Here is a 15,781-nt window from a genome sequence, read left to right as displayed (position 1 = left end):
TACGGGTGATGACTCCACCGGAGGCAATGGCTCAAACCCCGGAGATAACGGGTCTGGAAACAACTCCGGCTCCGGTGATACCCCGGTCGACCCTGGTAACGGTTCGGGCTCGAACGGCAACGGCGGGTCTACGGGTAACGGCTCCGGCAACACCGGAGATGATTCCTCCACGGGTGATACCCCGGTCGATCCGGGTACGGGTGATGACTCCACCGGAGGCAATGGCTCCAACGACGGCTCGAACGGTAACGGCTCCGGTGACACCCCGGTCGATCCCGGTAACGGTTCCGGCTCCAACGACGGCTCGAACGGTAACGGCTCCGGTGACACCCCGGTCGATCCGGGCAATGGTTCCGGCTCCAACGACGGTGCAACGCCCGTTGACCCCGGTCACGGGTCCGAAACCAGTACCGGAAACGGATCAGAGCAGGCGCCTGCCACCCCTCAGCCCACTGAGACTCCGCAGGCCCCGGCTCCGCATCCTGCACCGGCAGCAGAGACCCAGGCTCCCGAGCCTGCAGTGCAGGCACCGGGTGTATCCCAGCCTCAGCAGCCCGCAGCGGAGAATCCTGCACAGCCGAAGGCTCAGCATGCCGCTGAGCCCACCCCGGCCCAGGCCGCACCTGCCGTCCAGCAGCCGGTGGCACAGCCCGAGACCACTCAGGCAGTCCAGGCACCCGCACAGGGACAGGCCACTGCCGAAGCCGCCCAGGCACCGAGTGCAGCTCAGCCGCTGCACACCGGGAATGCGGGTACAGCCGCTGACGGTCAGGCGCTGACTGTCGCAGGGTGGATCACCGCTGGTATGGCCCTGGTCGCCGCTGGTCTGGCAGGCCGGACCTACCTGCGCCGCAAGGCTGGAAAGTAAGCCACGGCCATGACAACCAGACGCCACCGTCAGGGCAGTCGGACCCGATGGGCCGCAATCGCGGCTCTGGTCCTGGCTGTCCTGGCGGTGGTCCTCCTTCTTTTGGGATTCCTCGCCAGTCGCGGCGGGCTTCCCTACTGGATGGCCCATCCCTTCGATCACTCCGAGACCACCACAGGACAGAACGGAGAAGCCGTCCACCAGCAGGACGGCAAAGTCGGACTCACCGACAGCAACGAGAAGTATGCGCCGACACCGGCCAAGTCATACAGAAACGCGCAATGCTCTCTGGCCCCTGAGCACCAGGCCCAGCCAGGACCGGACCAGTGGGAGATTCCGGCCCTGGGCCAGTCCGCTCCGCTACAGTCGGCCCAGCCGACCTCGTCCGGGTCAGTGGCCCTGCCGGATGCACCGGCAGGCATCATCTACGGACCAGCCGCTCCCCTGGATGCATCCACGGGAACGACACTGCTGGCTGGCCACGTTGATCACGGTCCCGGTGATCTCTCCCGGACGGGCGGCGAGCTCTCCCCCTGGGGGCATTTGCACGAGCTGAACCCCTGCGCCCATGTCTACGCCACCGGCCCCGGCGGTGATGTCCACGAATTCGTGGTCACCGATCTCTATACCGTCGATCAGGACAAACTCACCGCCGAAACCGAGTTGTTCGACGCGACGGGGAAACGCCAGCTGGCGATGGTGACCTGCTCGGGACCAACCGTCAACGACGCCGGAGGAGCCTTCCAGTTCAACTACCAATCGAACCTCGTCGTGAAGGCCGCACCGGTCCACAGCGACGACACGGCGGAAGGAAAATAAATCTTGTGTCCCTTTTTAAGATATGATCGGGATCATGCGACGCAGCCAGCCACGGACGAAAGAACCCACAGCCAGGGGTCCCCGGATACTGATTCCCGAGACACTGATGGCTGCCGTCAGGGCCGACGCCGTACGCAGCGGCATCTCCCTCAACGCGTGGTTCCGACGGCTCGCCGCACGGGAAACCGGACTCACCGAGTACGACTTCCCGGACCCACCGAAAGACCCATAAACGAGAAGTGGTCCTCACCTTCGTAAAGATGAGGACCACTTGAAGAACTTTGAATCCCGCCGGGACGCCAATCTAGGTCGGGATTCTCAAACGACCAACAGGAGCTGATCTATATGCACCGCCCAAGAGAGAAGCAACGCAAGGAGCTTCCGTACGAAACCCTTCAAGCGACTCCAACAAGGGAGGTGCGCTATGTCTAGTGTAGCAACTTCGCCGACAAGTTCTACTCCCCCCCAGCACGCCGGGTCATGGGAGGAACAGCCACGCCCAGACGACGCGTTCCAGCGGCAGCGTTTGCGGGATCATCACCGGCTAACGCGCTTCGACGCAGGTGTCACCAAGCATCACTGCGCACGCACCAGCGACGACCCGCGCAACTACCCGTTCATTCAGATCAACGCCGCCGACTGGAAGAACTTCGTCGTCGTCGATGTCGACCACGCGGATGCCTACGAACGGATCCTCTACCCCGGCATCCCGAGACCGGACTGGATCATCACCAACCCCGCCAACGGACACGCCCAGGCCGGGTGGGTGCTCGATACCGTCTTCACGGGCGAGAAATCCGCACCAGGCCCCGCGTTGTTTTACCGGGCCGTGGCGACGGCCCTGACCAACGCGGTCGGTGGTGACCACCACTTCACCTGCCACATCGTGCGCAACCCCTTCGCTGATGCTCCGACCGGTCCTGTTGAATTCTCATCCCGGACGACGCCGTGGCGACTCGGTGAGCTCAAAGCCCACCTCACCGGCTGGACCGACCCAGCCCTGGCGGCGCTGGGATACGACGATGACCAACCGGCCATGTGGAACCCGTACCCGCCACAGCGGGTCCGGCACGAGCGAACATTGACGGCAGGCTCCCCCACTGCTGGCCGCAACTGCCACGTCTTCTACCGCACGCGTTCTGCGCTGTGGCGGCTGGCAGACCGTGGCCAGGACATCCAATCTGCCTCCTACGAGATCGCACACCGGCTCAATGATGATCTGGGCTCCCCATTGGGGCCTCGTGAGGTCGATGGAATCGCGGCCTCCGCGATCCGACAGGTTAAGAAAGGCAACGGGCGACCGGCCACCACAGACGGGCCGACCAACCCCTGGCTGGCACGGCTGGGAGCCGCAGGAGGCCGCGCACGCACCGCACCGAAGATCACCGCCGCCCAACAGAACCTCGCGGCGGCACGCCGAATCCGTGAGCACGCCAGCCGACGTCGCGCACAGCAGGCCTGGCGACTCCGACGCGCGGGAGAAGTCGTCGCCGCTATCGCCGAGGCACTGAAAGTCAGCACACGCACCGTGAAACGGTACCTGGCCGCCGCCCGCATCCAGCACCGTCTGAAGACTCTGGCCTGGGTCGCACGCGGGGGTGACACACACCAAGCTTCAGGTGTATCAGCACCTCCCCTCGCTTGGGTCAAGCGGCTCCCCCGGCCACTCCTGCGTGCCCTCCTGACCCTGCAAGACTTGGCTCAAGCGCCTCCAGGATCCCCCACTCGGGTCGAATAGCCCCTTTTCATTGTCCCTCTTGTTCCTGAACCGGCGGGTCGATACACTCATACACACACGCACCAACGCACACACGCACGCACCGAGTCAGGGAGGGAACCATGATCATCGCGATTACCAACACCAAGGGCGGGTCAGGTAAGACCACCACTGCCATGCTTCTGGCTGAAGCGGCAGCACGGGCCGGTCATACCGCGCAAGTCCTCGACGCAGACCCACAAGGATCAGCCACTGATTGGGGACAAGAGGCCGAAGACGCTGGGGACCCCATCACCCGTTATCAGGTCACCACCGTGAACCGTTCGTCATTGCCCAGAGTCGCAGAACGCTCGGAGGCCGAATGGATTTTCATTGATACTCCCCCCGGTGATCCAGCTGTTATCGACCAAGCGATCCACCTGGCAGATTTCGTGATCGTCCCCACCGCCCCCTCACCTGGCGACTTCTACCGGACGGTCTCGACCATCCAATCTTTGGGCGATACGCCGTTGGCGGTTCTGCTGACCATTTCCCACTCTCGGCGCAAGAAGCTGCACGATCAGATCACCCAGCTCTGCGATGAGATGGACCTGGTCAGATTCGAAGCCGAGATTCCCAACCGGGTCGGCATCGCCGAAGCGTGGTTCGCAGATACACAGAAGCTGGACCTGGCCGGATACCAAGATGTCTACACCGAGCTCTCGACCGCCCTACGAGCACACATGCAACGTGCATAACCACGCACGCACACACTCACCAACGCACACACGCACTTAATCAAGGAGAACATCATGGGAAAGAACAACGGCCTCCAGAACGCCCTCGGCAAGAAGTCATCAACCCGAACCTCGAGCAGTGTCGCCAGCAGCTTCTCGGCAGAGGCTTCACAGCCTCGACCCGACGTGCGCATGACCGTGGACATGGAAGGAGACCTGCACGAACGGCTCAGGAGGGAAGCCCTCGAGAACAAGATGGCCACGCCGAAGCGGCCCGGCTCGACCGTCAAGGAGCTACTGAACTACTACCTGCGTCGCGGCATGGAAAACTGATCATGCACACATGCACACACGCACAAACGCACACACTCACATGAGTGAGCATGTGCGGGACTGTAGGCATCGGAAGCTCTGTTAAACGCTCCTCGGCTCGGTTAACGTGGATTGTGAAGTACGTCAACCCGACAGGACCCGAGCTACATGGCACGTCGCAAGCCCACCACCATCGACGGACAGACCGATCTGTTCGAATTCCTGACCCCGGAATCGGAGGAAACACGAGATGAGCGACTACGCAGCTATCGCGAAGACCAACTGGAAGCGGCTGACCCCGAGCCAGTACGAAGCCCTGGAGCACCCGGAGGTGTTCTTCCAGAACCTGGCGGACCAGGCCGAGGAACAGATCAATCAGATGCAGCTGAGCCTGCAGGGGCAGGACAGTCCGCGCGAGGACTTCCTGGCCAAGTGGGGGAGGCTGAACGCGGCGAAGCAGCAGGCCGAGGAGATCGTGATCTCCGAGGTGCTGACCCCGCCGAGGGATCAGTGGGAGACCGACCTCGAGACGGAAGAGGACGAGAGCCCGGACCCGACGTGGACCGCGATCAACCAGCGGATCGCCCAGCTGGACCAGGAAGCGACCGAGGCACCGGAGTAGACGAAGACGCCTTCATTCCGGCATCGCCGGATGATCTGGCTCCTTCGGGTACCCAGGCCCGTTTCCAGGCCAACCTCGCCGCGATCCAGACCCTTCGTCGGATCGAGGCCGAGGACAGGGCCGCCACCACCGAGGAACGCCAAGAGCTGGCTCGCTGGGGCTCCTGGGGAGCGACGGGACTCTCCGAAGTCTTCAACCCCGCACGGTCAGAGTTCGAGGCAGAACGCGAAGAACTGCGCCAGGAGCTCTCCGAGGACGAATACCGGGCCGCCGAGCGGACCGTGCTCAACGCCCACTACACCGACCCGAGGGTCGCTCAGGCGATGTGGCAGGCAGTCCAGCACCTCGGGTTTGAGTCCGGGCGGGTGCTCGAACCCGGCTCCGGGTCCGGGACGTTCATCGGAACCGCTCCCGAGGGTGCGGAGATGACCGGTGTCGAGCTGGACCCGGTCACAGCAGCGATCAGCCAGGCCCCAGAGTGGGGAGAAGAGTTCCCGAACCGGTACATCGGGCCGGCTGTCCACCAAGGCAAACGGGTCAAAGACGACCACAACAAGGCTGGGTACCGTATCGATCCGCATGGTTTCACGACCCAAGTCGACGAGGCTGACGTCCTCGACGCATGTCGCCGATTCATCAACGGGGAAACGATAAACATCCACGCACCGGACAACGTACGGGCACAGGAGGTGCCTGCATGACCTCGCAGGAAAAACCCATAAATGGGCTTCACCCTGAGAAGCAATCGGAGCCGCCCAGCCAGCTGCGGCGGGCAAAGATTCGATACCTGGTCATCGCCATCGGAGCCTGTTGGTCATCCGCTCTCGCGCTGCTGGCAATCGTTTGGCTGATGAAAGCAGGCGAGCCGATCCCTCCGGGCTCGGGGTGGTTGATCCGGGCAGGCATCGGTACCGGGGTGCTGACTGTGCTGGGGTTTGGAATGGTGGTCTTCCTCGACCCGAGACGACGGAATACTTTCGTCACGGTGGTTTACATAGTGACTGCACTGGCCGGACTCGCCGCATTATTTATTCTGCTGTTCGCCAGCGGCTGGGGCTACTGCGGTGCCGACGGCGTTTGCCATACCCCCTACCCGAGACCCATGTAGGGACTCAGTAACCCGATCATCCCCTGCCCAATATGGCCGGGGCACCTTCCGTACGCATCATCAAAGGAGAACCGCCATGCCAAAGACTAGTTTCGCAACGTGGACGACTGTCGCAATCTTTGCCGTTGCAGACGCGATCACCCTCTGGGCCGCATATACTACCATCAGAGCCCTCCTCACAGCAGGCTCTTCCGTTTGGGTGATCATTCCGCTGGTTGTCTTCGGGGCATGTCTCGTACTCATCTGCTCTGTCGTCTTCGCCCGTTGGATCGTGCAGACTTGGTGGAGCGAGCACCGAGGAATCGGGAAGAATCAACGAGTGATCTATGCAGAAGCTATTGGTGATCCTCGCGACCCGAGCAACGGCATCAGTGCTTGGGATCTCGCGAAGTGAGGGACCCGCTTCGATTTCTCTCAGCCGCCGAAGCCGCCGAACGGCTCGGAATCCACAAAGTCACCTTCTACCGGCGGCGACCACAACCCCCACCGGATGCGATCATCGGCTCCACCAGGGGATGGTTACCGGAGACCATCGACGCCTGGGATGCCACCATGTCAAAACCAGGACCACGACCAACGGCACCAAACATCCACGACCGCGAGGCCAACCAGTAGCCGCCACCGGATGATCCGAGGCAACAGAATTATTTTCATAACCTTGCTTGCCAACTGCCATGGCTTTTGGCATAGTGGGGGTTGTGAAACGAGAAATCAGAACAGAACTCGAAGAACGCACCCAACAGGCCCAGGCCGCCCAAGAAGAGGCGCTTGGCCGAGCCCAGGCACTGAACGATGCCATCGTCGATGCCCTGAACAGCGACGTCCAGGAACGCGGCGACCAGCGCATTATCACCGACATCACCGGATTCAGCAGAGAATATTTGCGGACGCTGACGCGGACGTACTATCGCTCGATCATTCGGCGCGGGCAAAACGGCGAAGCCTGGATCTCTATGCCCAGCAATAACGTCCACGCCCACGTTGACTATGAAATTCGTGCCGAAGACAAGAAGACGGTGCTGGCACGCGTGAAGGGCCAGCAGTTGCTGGATGAACGCCAGGATCAGCTGACCCGGTACCGGGCAGCAAAGCGCGGACGAACGAACATCGCCCTGGTCGACGTCAGCCTGTGGTTGTCATGAGTCACACCGCAGGCGCAGCGCCCCAGCCGGGAAAACTGAAGCGTCGTCCTATCATCCGATGGATCATCATCGCCACACTTCTGTTGCCCATACTGGCGGGCCTGTTCCACGCCGAGGATGTCAGCTACCCCTACGTCGCAGGATTTGCCTTCGGTACCATCGTGCCCATAGCAATCCTGGCGATTCTGACCGTGATGCTTACTCGATGGGTTGCCACCAGAGCTAAGGAGTAAGAACTATGAACAATCATCTGGCTACGCATCCGAATGGCACAGCCTTGTTGATTACGACGGGGCTTTTGGCTGTCCCGGTTGCCGGATTCAATCTTCGGTATTTGAATGCGGCCTACTCGCCATACATCCGCAAACAGAAGGGCCTGACAGGATAGGAGAACTGACATGAATCTTTGGATCAAAATACTTGCCGTCACTGGCGTAACGGTACTCAGCGCTGTGTGTTTGACAGGTGCCCTGGCATGTGGCACTTGGTTTCTGGGGCACCTCTCAGAACTCGGTAATGCACGCAGTGTTATGAACTATCTTTCCTTGCCGGTCATTGCGGTGTTACTGGGAATGGTTGGGTACTACGGTGTCTTGGCTCTGGCCGTAATCGTGCGAATCCCTAGCAAGGTGGCGAAATGAGGCTATTTGCCCCGATCAAAAATCGCCTTGAAAAAATCGAATCTGATCTCAACGCGGCCCGGCCTGATCAAGCGCCGGAATTCGATGAGCAAGACAACCGAAACAAGGCCAGGAACGCCGCACTCGCTCGTGGCGTGCCAGAGCGCCTCCTCGATGACAAAGAACCCGCACTGACCGACCAGCAGATGCAGGAATGGGCTGAAGCACTCACTCGCTCACTCGAAGCGAAAACAGTGCGCAGGTATATTACCGACCTTCATCAGCAACTGACGGCCGCTCGTACTTTCCCTATCGTGACCAAAACCCAGGTCCGGAGAGTTCCGCGTCTGGAGACACAGCTACACATCCTCGGCCTCGCCGAATACAAGATGAATCGGGGCGAGTGAACCTTGCAGTCTCTACAGCAACGCTTCGCTGACACCAAGCCCTACGAGATCGTTGACCGCTGGGAAGACCTACAAGGACCCATCACAGGAACCATCACATTGCCGCAACGTTTGTGCTGGGCACCGTACCGGACCCTGGACTTATCCACCATCGGTGGCCGACGAGTACTGGTCCGGGAAGTCATGGAGAACGGCACCAAAGAAGACCAAGCCCGTTACCTGAATCCAGAGATCATCCAATCCGTGTGGAATGAGATGCTCCTACCCCCAGCAACCCGGAAACGATGGGCAACTAAGTTCCCCGACAAGCTCTCCAGGGTCGGCAAGCATGACTAGTCGGGATGACGAACTTGCCTTCCAGCGAGAGGTCACCACCGTGTTGCTGGAGAATCTGTCCCAGCACGGGTTCGTCCTGACCGGTTCGGGAGCACTGCGAGAACACGGGATCATCAATCGTCCGACCGAAGACGTCGACCTGTTCACCAACCCGCAGCAATCCATGAATTTTCAGGCCGCCACCTGTCGAGCCGTCCAGGCGCTGAAAGAGACAGGCTACGACGTCGAGATTGGTCGTGACCTCGAGACGTTCAAAAACATCACCATCACGCGCGAGGCGCAGAGCGTGCAGGTCGATTTCGGAGTCGACTACCGGGGCCATGCACCGGCTTACATGGACGTGGGTGCTGTGCTGGATATCGATGATGCTGTGGGCAGCAAGGTCAGTGCTCTCTACGGGCGTCACTATCCACGCGACTTCCTCGACGTCGACGCGATCAGGCAATCAGGCCGTTACAGCGACGAAGAACTACTCAGTGCTGCTGAAGCGCAGGACCCAGGTTTCGACCGGGCATACTTCTCCCACATTCTGGCAGGCGCGAAATACCTCACCGTCGAAGAGGTCGGAGTCTATGGTATTGATGCTGGCCAGTTTCAACAGATCCAACACCGGCTCCAGGAATGGGCATCTGAACTTGCAGGCACCGCAGGGGTGGAACTGGACGAAATTCGCTCCTTGCGCCGAGCAGATTTCCCGAGACAGCAACAGCTCGGGGCGGGCAATCATGCTGAACCGGGCCACAACGCAGCTACAGCTCCGGTTCAGGACCGGACTCAAGACGGCGATATCGAACTAGATGGGTAGGGGCTGCGCGCCCCTAGGACCTTGCGCCAGGGAGGCCTCTGGAGGCCGGCCCCGGCCATTGCTCCGCTACCGCTCCGTCAATGGCCGGGGAGATAAACGCCGCGATCAGTACAGGTAGGTGGATGCGGAGCGTGGCTACGACATCGACGGAGAGGTGACCTGGGTATGTGGTTGGGGAATTACGAGCTTCCAAAGAATTCAGAAGGGCTCAATGAGCACCGAGGAACAAGTACGGCGAGTCAGCGCAGGGTCATTGAAAGACTGGGCCGGAGGCTTCCCGAGATCGTCTTTGGTCTCTACTGCTTATCCGTTGGAGGACGACCAGAGGAGTTAGACCAGCTCTCCGAGTGGAAGGCCGGTCTCCTGATTCACAGTCTGCAATCCGGTGATCCTGCCTCCGTCGCGGTCTCCCGACCCATGGCAGGCACCGTCCAGAGTCTGCTGGAATTCAATGGGTACCGGACCACGGCACCCCACGAACCGGAATCCGACTCGAAAGACTGACGACGTCGTCGTCAGGTGCTCACCTGTCCTCGTCGGACCGTTCGTTTTCTGCGGTCAGTACCCTGGAAATCGTAGCCACCGAGACACCGTATTTTTTTGCCAAGGCGCTGATCGTCCAGCGGCGGCCTGTCTCAGGGTTGATGGACTCCCGGTCACGCACAATGTCCCGGATCAACAGTTTGTTGATCTTGCGGGGTCGACCGCCCTTGTGTCCCTTGCGGCGTGCCGCTTCCAGTCCGGCACGAGTGCGCTCGAGGATCAGCTCGTGCTCTACCTCGGCAAAGATACCGGCCATTTGCATCATGACTTTGCCCATCTGGGTTCGGGTGTCGATGCCTTCGGACAATGACACGATGCCCACACCACGCGCAGCCAGATCGTCATAGAGGCTGGCCAAGCCCGAGAGCTTCCTGCCGAGGCGGTCCAGCTTCCACACGACCAGCACGTTGCCCGGTTGTAGTGCCTTCAAGCACGCCTCGAACTCGGGGCGTTTCATTGTGGTGCCAGAGACACCCTTGTCCGTCCAGATCGCGTGACAACCGGCTTCCTCCAGTGCGTGTATCTGGAGGTCCGCGTTCTGGTCGGCGGTCGAGACTCGGGCGTAGCCGAGGCGGACCGCGACGTCGTCGGGGGAAGAAGGCAGAGGCATGTGCACGAATCTACCCGAGCCGGAGCCGAGGGCGCGGTCATCCGGTGTAGAGGGAAATGATGAAGAAGGTGATCATCACGACGGCGACAGTGACCAGTCCGACGCGAATCCATCGTCTCCACTGGTCCCGTGTCTTCAGCGTGGCCCCTGAGTCGTAGCGGTCAACAACCAGCTGGGTCAGTCCTTCCGATGCCTCATCGACGGCGCGCACGGGGCTGAATGGACCGGGCTCACCGCTCCGCCGACCGTGGATCATCGAGACGGTGCGTGCGACGAGAACAACGCCCCAGGTCACAGCACAGAGCATCAACACTCCCTGGAACAGGCCAGGGTCGGCGTACCAGGGGCGCGACAAGATCACCAGGATCAAACCTTCACCAATTTGTCTCAGGCCGGAGATCAGGTTCATAGCCCATCGGCGACGATCCAGGATCGAGTCTCGGATGAGTTCGACAACGCCCAGGACGACCCCTGCGAATCCTAAAGCTCTCCAGAACGCAGTTAGCAGCGGCAGATCCAGCGGCAGCTGTGTCGAGACCAGCCAGAGGCTGAAGCTTGTGAGGAGCGCCATTCGCAGGACATCCGGCAAAGAGATCGGCTGCAGGGCCGGGGCGCTGATAAGGGCTCCAGGACTACGGAATCTCAGTTCTCTGCGCACGATCCGGCACAGAATGGCGCAGACGACGAATCCGACGAAGAGCAGTTCCGCGTTTCGGGCTGGTTCCTCCGGGATATTGCGATTCATGTGGTCGATATCGCCGATGACTTGGGCTAAGGCTGTCAGCATCAAGACGCCGCAGGTGATGATTGCCAGCCGAAGCAAGAAATCGGACAGCCACAGAACTCCGGTGGCTTTGGAAGACCAGAGTGGGTGCGGCAAGCGCTGAACGTTTGTTGTTGTCACCATCGGGCGTCCTCCCATTTGGACCGTGTTGCAATTTTCGAGATCAGGGACCGGCTCAAGCCGAAGATGCGTCCGACTTCCGCGCCGGAGCGGGTTTTCAGCATCTCTGCCACTGCTGCGTTGCGCACCTCTGCCAATCGTGAGGATTCTTCGGCCAGGCGGGTCTGGTGCTCGCTGACCAGTCGGGCCACGCCTTCCGGGCCGCCGTACTCGTGCGACCATCCTTCGGGTTGATGATCCAGGGACGCGAGGAATGCCTCGGGCGAGGTTCGCGGATCGCCGTTGGTTGTTTGTTCGGTTTCAGGCATGACCCAATGTTGACCCTGGGATCCACGTGTGTCAACCCCAGGTCAACATTCCGGCGACGTGCGGATGCGTCAAAACCCATGGCAGCGGACTGCATTTCCGTAAACGGGATTATGCAAACCCGGTCAGCCGAGATCACGATGTTCCAAAATAGTTTCCAAAAACCTCCGTTTTTGTATAGACGCAGCACGCTATAGCGTGTAGCGTGAGGGGTATCGAAAGGATGAGTGACATGAGTAACGCGACTCTTTACACAACACCTGGATGCCCGCAATGCATGGTGACCGAGATCGCTCTGGAGAAAAACGGCGTCCAGTACGACGTCGTGGATCTGGCGACGAACGCGGAAGCCCTCGAGCGGGTCAAGGCGATGGGGTATATGCAGGCCCCGGTTATCGAAACGGATGACGATCACTGGTCCGGTTTTCAGCCGGACAAGATTGCGGCCCTGGCGAAGGCTGGAGTCTGAGGAAGGGGCCGCATGGAGCAGTATTTGTCGGTTCGAGATGCTGCCCGATTGCTCGGGCTGAGTACCAGCAGCCTGTACCGGCGAGGGATGCCGGTCCCGGATGTGAAGATCGGCCCGGTCTCCGGGTGGCATGAGCAGACGATCCTGGACTGGGACCGGGACTGGCGGAAGCAGGACGAGGACAGGAACCACGGACGGAAGGATCAATGATGGCCGGATATACACATCACTTCGCGACCACGGGCGAGGTCGAGCCCGCGCTGAGGGATGAACGAGAAAATGTCAGCGATTGGGCTCAGAAGATGCACCGTGACGAGGCGGTGGTCTCCGAGACGGACATGAACCTGATTCGCCGAATCTATCTGGAAAAGGCGTCGTTGTATGCCGAGACTGCACGCATCCATGCGGCAGTACCGGATGCGGATGACCAGCCGTTCGCGGAGGAGCGGCAGGCGGAGTACAAAGCCTATAACCGACTCCGAGACGCCGTGCCCGATGCCGACGACGTCGTCAACCGGATCAATGACGAACCTGTCAGCTGGGACGAGTATCAGCAGGTAGCACGGGAACGATTCGAGGCCAGCAACCAGTGGCGGGAGGCGCGGGAGGCGCTTTATGCGGCCTCGACGCCGCCGGTCGGGGACTACGATTTCGACGCGATGCGGCTGAACAGTCTTGATCCGGCAGACCGACCCAAGGGCGAGGCCGAATTCGCCCGCCAGTGGACAGAGAACCTGATCGAAGGCACCGGGAGTCTGGACCAGGCCCGCGATCACCTGATCGAGGTCTGCCAGTGGGACCGGTACCCGGAGGCGCTGGATGCGCTGGACGGTGCTGATATGCGGGCGCACGCCCACATCGTGGAGCAGGCAGTCGATACGTTCAACACGAAGTTCGATCAGGAGAACGAGGTCGCGTTCAGGCAAGAGTTCGGACTCGACCGGGAACGGGGCCAGGAAGACATCTCGGCTGAGGAAGTGGCCGAGCTGCGCTCCGTCGTCTCCCACGACTTCCCGTCTGCGCACCCGGCGTACGGCCAGCTCGGACCGGACAGTGGCTCCCAGCAGGCAGGGCAAGGGACATATCCGAGGAACGATCTGGACGAGGGCGTCCAGCGCTGACCAAAGACAAGGAGAAGATCACCATGGCAACACCGACCAAGTTTGAGATTGATTTTGCGTGCGGGCACACCGAGACCCGTGATTTGTCCGACCGTCCAGCTGGCAAGCGACGCGGGTTTGCGAAGTGGTTGGAGTCGAAGGACTGCACGGACTGCTTCAAGAAGGAAAAGGGACAAGCTGATCTGGACGAGTTGTTCGAGGAAGTCGAGGACAGAAAGAAGAAGCTCGAGCTTCCCGATCTGGACGGGACGGAGAAGCAGGTCAAGTGGGGTGAGCTGAACCGGGACAAGCTGATTATGGCTGCGCATTCTGATCTGACGGAGGGTGAGGATGCACAGATGGATGACGATGAGTTCGACGAGCGGATTCTCGACCCGGCGCGGAAGGTGACCTCTGCTGGGTGGTGGATGGACAACAAGGATTCGGAACCGGATGAGTTGGAAGAGCTGGTGACGACGGCGTTGGACGACGTCGAGGTTGATACCGGTACCGAGAACAATCTCTGATGAGGAAGGTACAGACGATGCTGTTTCACGATCCCATTGATCGGTTGGGGGACGGAGTGAAGGCTCTGCGAGGTCAGACTGTCGATCTTGGGCGGGTCGAGCGCGGCCCGTTCTTTGATCCACTGATTGTTTCGGGAGACAGGGTGCCAGAGCTATGGATTGGAGAGATACGAAGAGGAAAGGCAGAGGGAGGCCATCATGGCGAATGAGACGAGCCTGACCGTGATCGGTCGATTGACGGATGATCCGCAACTGCGGTTCACCCCGGACGGGCAGGGAGTAGCGAACTTCAGGGTCGCATCGAATGCCCGGTTCTTCGACAAGGAGGACCGGGCGTGGAAGGACAAGCCGCCGATCTTCATTGATTGCGCAGCGTGGGGCACGGAGTTCGCACAGAACGTGCACGAGTCGTTGCACAAGGGTGACCGAGTCAGTGTCACCGGTGACCTCGAACCCAACGTCTACAAAACCAAAGACGGGGCGGAGGTTCATGGGTTGAAGTTGCGTGTCAGCGACGTCGGAGCATCACTGCGGTTTAACCGGGCTTCGGTCACTGATGGCACGATCAAGAGCTAGCGGCGGGACGAGATCGAAGAGGAGAGACCATGTTCGATGACCCGCCAGTGGTGACGCAGAAGAAGTATCGATCCGTATTCAAGAAGCTGGGAAAAGACCAGCGTCTGAACTCGGGAATCTATAAGATGCCGGAGTGGTTGGAAGCAGCTATTGATACCTACCTCACGGACTATCACGCGCAGGCACCGATGGACACGCGTGAGCGCCTATTGGTTCGGGCGCGTTACGCTTCCGGTTCCGACGAACGCGACCGTGGGGCATTTATCCGAGCAACGGGCCGGCTTGTCGCAGCCGTTGTTGTTTGCGGCACCGTTGCGGCGGCCGTGTTCAACTTCGGAACTCCAGGATCGGAGACAGCGAAGTCCCTTCTGCTTACGTTCTATGGTTTGGCTATCGCGTTCTATCTCGTCATCATGTTCCATGAGCGGATGGGTCCTACGCCGACTTCTCAGGTCACCGAACTTGTTGATGTAGTGATCACGGATCGTCTTGAATGGACGAGGAATGGGCGACCGCATTAGCACGCGCTGACAGGAATTTGCTGGTTGCGGCGGCGACGGGGTGGAGGGCACATTGAGTGCCCTCCACCCCGTTTGTGTGTTGGGTGCCGCACGGGTTGGTTTTCCCCTCGACCACATGTGCACGACTTCCCCCGACCCCCACCGCTTCGCGGTCGGGGGAACTCGCACACATGGGGACGACGGGACCCAAAGGGTCCACCCGCCCACAGCCAACAAGTCACCTTCGCGCATAACGGTTTGAGCCGTTCTGTCGTTGTCTGTGGACGGCTTCTTGCACGACGACGCCGACCCTGGCCCCTTAGAGGGGCCTGTGGGTCGGCGTCGTCGTTTCGTGTTGTTTTCAGGCGCTCTCGGTGTTGCTGGGAGCTTGACTGTGCTCCGTGGAGTCTTCGCCCGTCGTGGTGTGTTCTCCGCTGGACTTTGCCTGGTGCTTCTTTGCTGTGGTGGTTGTCTGTGAGCTTCGCGTTGCGCGTTTGCGTTTGGTTCCTGGTTCTTTCAGGCCGATTTTTTTTAGTTCTTGTTCGGTCCAGGATTTACCGGCCACGTCGTTCCACACGGAGGCGTATTGCTTGCGCGTTTCTTCGGCTCGTTTCTGTGCTTCGTCGGCCTCGGTCGCGGCGTCGATGAGTCGCCGCACGTGGGTCATTCGGTCTTCGGCGAGTTGTTGTGCTGTCTCCATCATGTTCGTTGAGTCGTTCATGGTTTCAGGATACGTGGGTCCGCTGTGGCGGACCAGTGGGTGATGGTGTCCGG

General features: G+C 60.5%; 26 protein-coding genes and 1 pseudogene. 23 read left to right on the top strand and 4 right to left on the bottom strand.

From position 1 onward, the window contains the following. From D8M21_RS11320 to D8M21_RS10885, 17 genes and pseudogenes are all read left to right on the top strand, one after another. Window positions 1–868 (top strand): annotated as a pseudogene (locus D8M21_RS11320) (hypothetical protein); the annotation flags it as partial. Window positions 869–877: 9 nt separating this feature from the next. After that, window positions 878–1,687, top strand: a complete 810-nt coding sequence (locus D8M21_RS10955) for a class F sortase (RefSeq protein WP_126855898.1) — start codon at window positions 878–880, stop codon at window positions 1,685–1,687. A gap of 34 nt (window positions 1,688–1,721) precedes the next feature. Further along, window positions 1,722–1,919: a hypothetical protein gene (locus D8M21_RS10950; RefSeq protein WP_126855897.1), complete on the top strand. Its 198-nt coding sequence runs from the start codon at window positions 1,722–1,724 to the stop codon at window positions 1,917–1,919. Between the two features lie 192 nt (window positions 1,920–2,111). Continuing rightward, on the top strand, window positions 2,112–3,425 hold the full coding sequence (locus D8M21_RS10945) for a replication initiation protein (RefSeq protein ID WP_126855896.1): 1,314 nt from the start codon (window positions 2,112–2,114) through the stop codon (window positions 3,423–3,425). A gap of 101 nt (window positions 3,426–3,526) precedes the next feature. After that, window positions 3,527–4,141 carry a ParA family protein gene (locus tag D8M21_RS10940; RefSeq protein ID WP_126855895.1) on the top strand — a complete coding sequence of 205 codons (615 nt, stop codon included), beginning with the start codon at window positions 3,527–3,529 and terminating at the stop codon, window positions 4,139–4,141. A 54-nt stretch (window positions 4,142–4,195) separates the two neighbouring features. Continuing rightward, entirely contained in the window at window positions 4,196–4,453 is a 258-nt protein-coding gene (locus tag D8M21_RS10935) for a hypothetical protein (protein WP_126855894.1), read from the top strand. Between the two features lie 229 nt (window positions 4,454–4,682). Then, entirely contained in the window at window positions 4,683–5,054 is a 372-nt protein-coding gene (locus D8M21_RS10930; RefSeq protein WP_126855893.1) for a TnpV protein, read from the top strand. Next, a complete protein-coding gene (locus D8M21_RS10925; protein ID WP_126855892.1) occupies window positions 4,991–5,755 on the top strand; it encodes a hypothetical protein in 765 nt (254 codons plus the stop codon). The genes D8M21_RS10930 and D8M21_RS10925 overlap by 64 nt, the downstream gene beginning before the upstream one ends. Next, window positions 5,752–6,162, top strand: a complete 411-nt coding sequence (locus tag D8M21_RS10920) for a hypothetical protein (RefSeq protein ID WP_126855891.1) — start codon at window positions 5,752–5,754, stop codon at window positions 6,160–6,162. The genes D8M21_RS10925 and D8M21_RS10920 overlap by 4 nt, the downstream gene beginning before the upstream one ends. Before the next feature lie 76 nt (window positions 6,163–6,238). Beyond that, a complete protein-coding gene (locus D8M21_RS10915) occupies window positions 6,239–6,556 on the top strand; it encodes a hypothetical protein (protein WP_126855890.1) in 318 nt (105 codons plus the stop codon). Window positions 6,557–6,860: 304 nt separating this feature from the next. Then, window positions 6,861–7,304 carry a hypothetical protein gene (locus D8M21_RS10905; RefSeq protein WP_126855889.1) on the top strand — a complete coding sequence of 148 codons (444 nt, stop codon included), beginning with the start codon at window positions 6,861–6,863 and terminating at the stop codon, window positions 7,302–7,304. Then, window positions 7,301–7,537 (top strand): hypothetical protein, encoded by a 237-nt coding sequence (locus D8M21_RS10900; RefSeq protein ID WP_126855888.1) that lies wholly within the window; start codon window positions 7,301–7,303, stop codon window positions 7,535–7,537. Before D8M21_RS10905 ends, D8M21_RS10900 begins: the two co-directional genes overlap by 4 nt. 5 nt (window positions 7,538–7,542) lie before the next feature. Beyond that, entirely contained in the window at window positions 7,543–7,692 is a 150-nt protein-coding gene (locus D8M21_RS11290) for a hypothetical protein (protein ID WP_153245888.1), read from the top strand. A gap of 249 nt (window positions 7,693–7,941) precedes the next feature. Then, window positions 7,942–8,331, top strand: coding sequence for a hypothetical protein (locus D8M21_RS10895; protein ID WP_126855887.1), 390 nt, complete (start codon window positions 7,942–7,944; stop codon window positions 8,329–8,331). Window positions 8,332–8,334: 3 nt separating this feature from the next. Then, window positions 8,335–8,667 carry a hypothetical protein gene (locus D8M21_RS11315; protein ID WP_161970382.1) on the top strand — a complete coding sequence of 111 codons (333 nt, stop codon included), beginning with the start codon at window positions 8,335–8,337 and terminating at the stop codon, window positions 8,665–8,667. A 40-nt stretch (window positions 8,668–8,707) separates the two neighbouring features. Then, window positions 8,708–9,472, top strand: a complete 765-nt coding sequence (locus D8M21_RS10890) for a nucleotidyl transferase AbiEii/AbiGii toxin family protein (RefSeq protein WP_161970381.1) — start codon at window positions 8,708–8,710, stop codon at window positions 9,470–9,472. A gap of 165 nt (window positions 9,473–9,637) precedes the next feature. Continuing rightward, entirely contained in the window at window positions 9,638–9,976 is a 339-nt protein-coding gene (locus D8M21_RS10885) for a hypothetical protein (RefSeq protein ID WP_126855885.1), read from the top strand. 19 nt (window positions 9,977–9,995) lie between these two features. On the opposite strand, the gene D8M21_RS10880 is transcribed toward D8M21_RS10885, so the two are convergent. Genes D8M21_RS10880 through D8M21_RS10870 form a run of 3 tightly spaced genes read right to left on the bottom strand, consistent with a single transcriptional unit; the run spans window position 9,996 to window position 11,837 of the window. Beyond that, window positions 9,996–10,625 carry a recombinase family protein gene (locus D8M21_RS10880; RefSeq protein WP_126855884.1) on the bottom strand — a complete coding sequence of 210 codons (630 nt, stop codon included), beginning with the start codon at window positions 10,623–10,625 and terminating at the stop codon, window positions 9,996–9,998. A 37-nt stretch (window positions 10,626–10,662) separates the two neighbouring features. Next, the gene (locus tag D8M21_RS10875) at window positions 10,663–11,532 is read right to left on the bottom strand and encodes a hypothetical protein (RefSeq protein ID WP_126855883.1); all 870 of its coding nucleotides are present in this window, start codon (window positions 11,530–11,532) and stop codon (window positions 10,663–10,665) included. Continuing rightward, on the bottom strand, window positions 11,526–11,837 hold the full coding sequence (locus tag D8M21_RS10870; RefSeq protein WP_126855882.1) for a hypothetical protein: 312 nt from the start codon (window positions 11,835–11,837) through the stop codon (window positions 11,526–11,528). Before D8M21_RS10870 ends, D8M21_RS10875 begins: the two co-directional genes overlap by 7 nt. A 230-nt stretch (window positions 11,838–12,067) precedes the next feature. Between D8M21_RS10870 and D8M21_RS10865 the strand changes: the two genes are divergently transcribed. From D8M21_RS10865 to D8M21_RS10840, 6 genes are all read left to right on the top strand, one after another. Beyond that, the gene (locus tag D8M21_RS10865) at window positions 12,068–12,304 is read left to right on the top strand and encodes a glutaredoxin family protein (protein ID WP_126855881.1); all 237 of its coding nucleotides are present in this window, start codon (window positions 12,068–12,070) and stop codon (window positions 12,302–12,304) included. Window positions 12,305–12,316: 12 nt separating this feature from the next. Beyond that, window positions 12,317–12,514, top strand: coding sequence for a helix-turn-helix transcriptional regulator (locus D8M21_RS10860; protein ID WP_126855880.1), 198 nt, complete (start codon window positions 12,317–12,319; stop codon window positions 12,512–12,514). Continuing rightward, complete coding sequence (locus D8M21_RS10855) at window positions 12,514–13,425, top strand: hypothetical protein (protein WP_126855879.1); 912 nt, start codon at window positions 12,514–12,516, stop codon at window positions 13,423–13,425. The genes D8M21_RS10860 and D8M21_RS10855 overlap by 1 nt, the downstream gene beginning before the upstream one ends. A 23-nt stretch (window positions 13,426–13,448) precedes the next feature. Next, on the top strand, window positions 13,449–13,931 hold the full coding sequence (locus tag D8M21_RS10850; RefSeq protein WP_126855878.1) for a hypothetical protein: 483 nt from the start codon (window positions 13,449–13,451) through the stop codon (window positions 13,929–13,931). A gap of 198 nt (window positions 13,932–14,129) precedes the next feature. Further along, entirely contained in the window at window positions 14,130–14,507 is a 378-nt protein-coding gene (ssb, locus tag D8M21_RS10845; RefSeq protein ID WP_126855877.1) for a single-stranded DNA-binding protein, read from the top strand. A 29-nt stretch (window positions 14,508–14,536) separates the two neighbouring features. Beyond that, complete coding sequence (locus tag D8M21_RS10840) at window positions 14,537–15,028, top strand: hypothetical protein (RefSeq protein ID WP_126855876.1); 492 nt, start codon at window positions 14,537–14,539, stop codon at window positions 15,026–15,028. Between the two features lie 340 nt (window positions 15,029–15,368). Here D8M21_RS10840 and D8M21_RS10835 read toward each other — a convergent pair whose 3' ends face one another. Continuing rightward, window positions 15,369–15,728: a hypothetical protein gene (locus tag D8M21_RS10835; RefSeq protein ID WP_126855875.1), complete on the bottom strand. Its 360-nt coding sequence runs from the start codon at window positions 15,726–15,728 to the stop codon at window positions 15,369–15,371. Window positions 15,729–15,781 lie beyond the last annotated feature (53 nt).

The organism is Kocuria sp. HSID16901 (assembly GCF_003989425.1).
Lineage (GTDB): Bacteria > Actinomycetota > Actinomycetes > Actinomycetales > Micrococcaceae > Rothia > Rothia massiliensis.
Note: the sequence above shows the minus strand (reverse complement) of the source record. Positions and strands in the feature narration are given on the sequence as shown.